The 4,743-nt window shown below is 73.4% G+C and carries 6 protein-coding genes and 1 pseudogene; 4 read left to right on the top strand and 3 right to left on the bottom strand.

The annotated features are described in order from the left end of the window. Nucleotides 1-783 (bottom strand): annotated as a pseudogene (locus tag GXW76_RS24930) (hypothetical protein); the annotation flags it as partial. A gap of 157 nt (nt 784-940) precedes the next feature. Here GXW76_RS24930 and GXW76_RS24925 point away from each other — a divergent pair. From GXW76_RS24925 to GXW76_RS24910, 4 genes are read left to right on the top strand one after another with little or no spacing between them, the layout of a single operon-like run. Continuing rightward, nucleotides 941-1,300: an NADH-ubiquinone oxidoreductase subunit NDUFA12 family protein gene (locus GXW76_RS24925; protein ID WP_211864839.1), complete on the top strand. Its 360-nt coding sequence runs from the start codon at nt 941-943 to the stop codon at nt 1,298-1,300. Nucleotides 1,301-1,319: 19 nt separating this feature from the next. Then, nucleotides 1,320-1,838: an outer membrane lipid asymmetry maintenance protein MlaD gene (gene mlaD / locus GXW76_RS24920; protein WP_211864838.1), complete on the top strand. Its 519-nt coding sequence runs from the start codon at nt 1,320-1,322 to the stop codon at nt 1,836-1,838. Continuing rightward, entirely contained in the window at nt 1,835-2,050 is a 216-nt protein-coding gene (locus GXW76_RS24915) for a hypothetical protein (protein ID WP_211864837.1), read from the top strand. Before mlaD ends, GXW76_RS24915 begins: the two co-directional genes overlap by 4 nt. After that, nucleotides 2,047-2,406, top strand: a complete 360-nt coding sequence (locus tag GXW76_RS24910) for a DUF2155 domain-containing protein (RefSeq protein WP_338151040.1) — start codon at nt 2,047-2,049, stop codon at nt 2,404-2,406. The genes GXW76_RS24915 and GXW76_RS24910 overlap by 4 nt, the downstream gene beginning before the upstream one ends. Nucleotides 2,407-2,632: 226 nt before the next feature. On the opposite strand, the gene GXW76_RS24905 is transcribed toward GXW76_RS24910, so the two are convergent. Continuing rightward, nucleotides 2,633-3,970, bottom strand: coding sequence for a mechanosensitive ion channel family protein (locus GXW76_RS24905; protein WP_211864836.1), 1,338 nt, complete (start codon nt 3,968-3,970; stop codon nt 2,633-2,635). Between the two features lie 149 nt (nt 3,971-4,119). Beyond that, on the bottom strand, nt 4,120-4,743 hold a 624-nt coding region (locus tag GXW76_RS24900; RefSeq protein WP_211864835.1), incomplete at its 5' end, for an MFS transporter.

Genomic DNA, 4,743 nt, shown 5'->3' with positions numbered 1-4,743 from the left:
CGCCTCGACCGCATCGGCGGGGGCGAGAGCGACGCAACCCGCATGCCGCAGCCCCGGAGAGGCCGCCGCAGCGTCGAGTGCCGCCCGCGCCGCGGCGGCAAGGCCGGGCACGGCTGTCTCGGCCGGTGGTTCCGGCCAGATCAGCGCGACGGGGTGCAGCGCGCCTTGGCGGTCGGCGAGCCGGCCGGATTCGGCCTCCGCCGCGCCGCGCGTCAGGGCGGCGATCGCAGCGGCGACCGCCTGCGCTTCCTCGCCGCCATAGGGCAGGCGGAAGGCGGCGAGCAGCCCGGCGAGGTCGGCGAAGCCGAGGCGCAGCCTGGGACTCCGCCCCTGGCCGAGGATGTCGAGCACCCGCACACCGAGCGCCGCCGCCGCGACATAGCCCGGCGCGTCGAAGCCACCCTCGGCATCGAGGAAGGCCGGCAGGTTGAGCACGAAGCGCGCTTCCTCCCTGCCGCGGTCGCGCCAGACCTCGGCGCCCGGGGCACCGCGGCGGGACAGCAGCAGGGCGCGCAGCCCGGCGGCGAGCCCGTCCGCCTCCTCCGGGCTGTCCAGCAGGCCGAGGCGGCGGCCGCGCATGGTCACGCGACGGATCCAGTTCTCCGCCAGAATGGGCAGCACGACCGGACCATTGCCCGGCGCCAGCGCGGCGAGGGCGGCGGCGGCGCCTTCCTCCCATGCGGCGGGGAGCGCCACGGGGCGCGCGGGGGAATCGGGATCGGCGCCGATCCGCTCCCGCCGGAGCGCCACACCATCCCAGAGAGTGCCGAGGATGCCTGCCATGGGGGAAACGCTAGCGGGACTCGCCGGCGGGCGGAAGCCGCATCTTGTGGCCATTCGTGCCACGACCCCCAATATCCTGTGGACAGACGCTCCTTTGCGCCTTTGCGCGCGCTGTGGCACACGAAGGCTTTCCGGGCTGCCCCCTAAGGACGCACCGATGTCGTTCCTCGACCCCCTGTTCATTCGCCTGACCAGCCGCCGCATCGGCCGCGATCGCTTCGGCAATACCTATTGGGAGGCGCGGTCCCGCCGCGACTTCTACGGTCGCCCGATGCGCCGCGTGATCTACGCCGGCGTCAGCGAGGCCTCCTCCGTTCCGCCGGAATGGTGGGGCTGGATCCATCACACCACCCAGGCCCCGCTGCCCGAGGATGCGCCTCGCCGCGCCTGGCAGAAGGAGCACCGGCCGAACATGACCGGCACGCCGGAAGCCTGGCGCCCGCCGGGCCACGATGCCGCGGGCGGCCGCCGCCCTGCCACCACCGGCGATTACGAGGCCTGGACGCCGGGGCGCTGAGCCCCGACATCCTGAACGCATGCAGAAGCGTAGCCTCGCCGAACTCCTGACCGGCGCCGTCGTCCTCGCGGTGGCGGTGTTCTTCCTTGCCTATGCCGTGACGGGCAGCGGTCGCTCGCTGACCAGCAGCGGCATCGCCCTGACCGCGCGCTTCGACCGCATCGACGGCCTGCCCGCGGGCGCGGACGTGCGGCTGGCCGGCGTGAAGGTCGGCCAGGTGGTCGCGCAGAGGATCGACGCCGAGAGCTTCCTCGCCGTGCTGACGCTGCGCGTGGATGCCGGCCTGCGCCTGCCCACCGATACCTCGGCCGAGATCCAGAGCGAGGGGCTGCTCGGCGGCAAGTACGTCGCCCTTGTGCCGGGCGGCGCCGACCGCATCCTGCGCGACGGCCAGGAGATCACCATCACCCAGAGCGCGGTCAGCCTCGAGAACCTGCTCGGCCGCTTCATCTTCTCCGTGACCGAGATGAACCAGCAGCGCGGCGGCGAGCAGCAGCAGCCGGCCCCGGCGCCGCAGCCGCAGGCCGCGCCGCGATGACCGGGACGCCGGCCACCTGGCCCGGGACGGACGGCTCGCCGATTTCCTGCCGCGAAAAGCTGAAGGTGCTCGCCGAGAACCACGAGGAGGCGCGCCAGGCGCTGCAGGACGCGTTCGATGACGCGGTGCTGATGGGCGTGGACGAGGCGGCGATGCGCCGCATCCTCGCCGAACTGGTGGACGGGCTGGTCAGCCCGAAGCGCCGGCTGTGAGGCGCGCGCTGCTGCTTGCCCTGCTGCTCGCGCCCCTGCCCGCCGCCGCGCAGGAATGGGTGCCGATGCGCAGCGCGCGGCTGCAGGCGCTCGACAAGGTGACGGCGCGCATCACCATCCTCGATGCGCGCGTGGGTGAGGCCGCGACCTTCGGCTCGCTGACCATCAACCTGCGCGCCTGCAACGGCCGACCGCAGGACGAGGTGCCCGATGCGGCCGCCTGGATGGAAATCACCGACAGCCGCGCCCCGCAGGGCAGCCCGCCTGCCTTCCGTGGCTGGATGTTCGCCAATGCGCCGGGCGTGAACATGCTCGAGCACCCGGTCTACGACATCCGCGTGCTGGAGTGCCGGTAGAGCAGGCCACGATCGGGTCGAACCGCCCGACCGGGTGACGTTCCCCGCGGGGACGACGGTTGGGACCGGTTGTCGCGAACGGACGTGAACGGGAACCGCCCTGGCGCCCCGGACCTGGGTTCCGGCCGACCTAGTTCCCTGGCCCCTGGCCATTCCTTCGGTGGCCTCCCCATCTGTGCCGTCCGCTGCCGATACAGCGCGCTCACGGGCTGGACACCGGCCCGCGCTACCTGATCTTGAAGAAGGACTTGAGCCTCGCGAGGATGTCCTCCCGCGTCGGCGCCGCCGGGGTGGGCGCGTCGGGCGTGGCGGGCCGCGCCATGTTGCGCGCCTGGCGCTCGGCCATGATCGCCGTCAGCCCCTCCAGCAGCGCAGGACGCGCGCGCAGGATGGGGTCGAGGTCCTCCTTGCGGAGCTCGAGCACCACCGCCTCGGTCGCGGCCAGCACCGTCGCGCTGCGCGGCTGGCCGGTGAGCAGCGACATCTCCCCGAGGACGGCGCCCTGGGTCAGCCGCTCGGCGAGGAATTCCGCGCGGCCCGGCGGCGCGATGCGGATGTCGAGCGCCCCCTCGGCCAGGAGGAAGAGCGAGTCGCCCGCCTCGCCCTGCCGCACCAGGGCGGCGCCGGGCGGGAGGGTGCGCGCCTGCAGCGCGGCGGCGATGGCCGTGCGTTCCTCGGCGCTGAAGGGGCGGAAGATCTCGATCGCGTCGAGCAGCACCATGCGCGCATCCGGCGGCGCCCCCCCGGGCCGGCGCAGGCGCACGTCGCGCGCCGGCTGCGCCAGCGAAAGGCCGGTGTGGCGCAGCGCGCGCTGCACGGCGCCGGCCACCGTGTCCCGCCAATGCGTCTCCTCTCCGTAGTCGGGCACGTGGAAGCGCACCGCGTACATCGCGAAGCCCTGCGACATGTCGGCCAGCACCACGTCCGGCGCGAAGCCGGGCACGTCGCGCCCGGCCTCCAGCGCGGCCGCGAGCAGGATGCGGCGCGCGCGTTCCGCCGGCACGGCGGCGTCGAGCGGCACCTGGATCGCGCAGCGAAAGCGGCCCATGGCGCCGGCGCCATAGACGGCGATGCGATGGCCGGCGATCAGGCTGTTCGGCACCACGAGCGCCACCCCGTCCCGCGTCACCAGCTTGGTCGCGCGCCAGGAGATCTCGGTGACGCGCCCGGCGCAGCCCTCCGTCGCCTCGATCCAGTCGCCGATCGCGTAGGGCGATTCCATGCCGAGGGCGATGCCGGAGAATATGTCCCCCAGCGTGTTGCGCAGCGCGAAGCCGAGCACGGCGATCAGCACGGAGGAGGTGGCGATCAGCCCCGTCCCCGGCAGTTCGAAGACGACCTGCGCCACCAGCACGCCGGCGGCGAGGAAGAGCGCGGTCGCGACCAGGTCGCTCAGCAGCTTGGGATGCTGGGCGAGCAGCAGGCCCGCCAGCCGGGCCACGAGCCAGGCGGCGCAGAACCAGAAGGCGGTCCCCGCGAGCATGCGCAGGATGCCGGCCCAGCCCGCCTCCGGCAGCGCGAGGTAGGGCAGCAGCGCCAACACGGCAAGGCTGCCGGGCAGCACCAGCCGGCCGAACGGAATGCGATGCAGCTTGTCCCCTCCTGGGTGGCGCGACGCGGGTCCCGGCCCGCCATGCTACGGGCCGGGAGCCGGGGGCGGAAGCGCGGGGTTCGTCACCCCGCGCACGCCCCGGCCGGGGGGGGGCCGGGCCTTCAGGCCGTCGCGTTCACCGGTCGGCGCTGGAAGGCCAGCCAGGTCACCGCCGCGAAGGCGATGGCCATCAGCGCGATCGCGAACCAGTTCAGCGGGTACCAGCCCAGCCGGTCCTGCATGAAGCCGGCCATGAAGGACGCCGTCGCCGTCGTGCCAAAGACCAGGAAGTCGTTGAAGGCCTGCACCTTGCCGCGCTCGTTCGGGCGGTAGCAGGTGGTGACCAGCGTGGTCGCGCCGACGAAGAGGAAGTTCCAGCCGACGCCATTCAGCGTCAGCGCGATGCGGAAGTTCCATTCCGACATGCCGAGCAGGCCCGCGGCGACGCCAAACACCAGCAGCGCCACGCCGGCGAACATCACCGGCGTGGTGCCGAAGCGGGTGATCAGGTTGCCGGTGAAGAAGGCCGGCACGAACATCCCCATGACGTGCATGAAGATGACCCAGTGCGCCTCGGTGTGCGGCAGGCCGCATGCGACGATGGCGAGCGGTGAGGCGCTCATCAGGAAGGCCATCGCCCCATAGGCCATCATGCCGGAGGTGGCGGCGGCGATGAAGCGCGGCTGGGCGGCTATGCGCAGCAGCGGCCGCGGCGGGGCGGGGGGCTCGGCGCCGGCGCCGCCGCC

Source organism: Neoroseomonas soli (genome assembly GCF_018129065.1).
Lineage (GTDB): Bacteria > Pseudomonadota > Alphaproteobacteria > Acetobacterales > Acetobacteraceae > Neoroseomonas > Neoroseomonas soli.
Note: the sequence above shows the minus strand (reverse complement) of the source record. Positions and strands in the feature narration are given on the sequence as shown.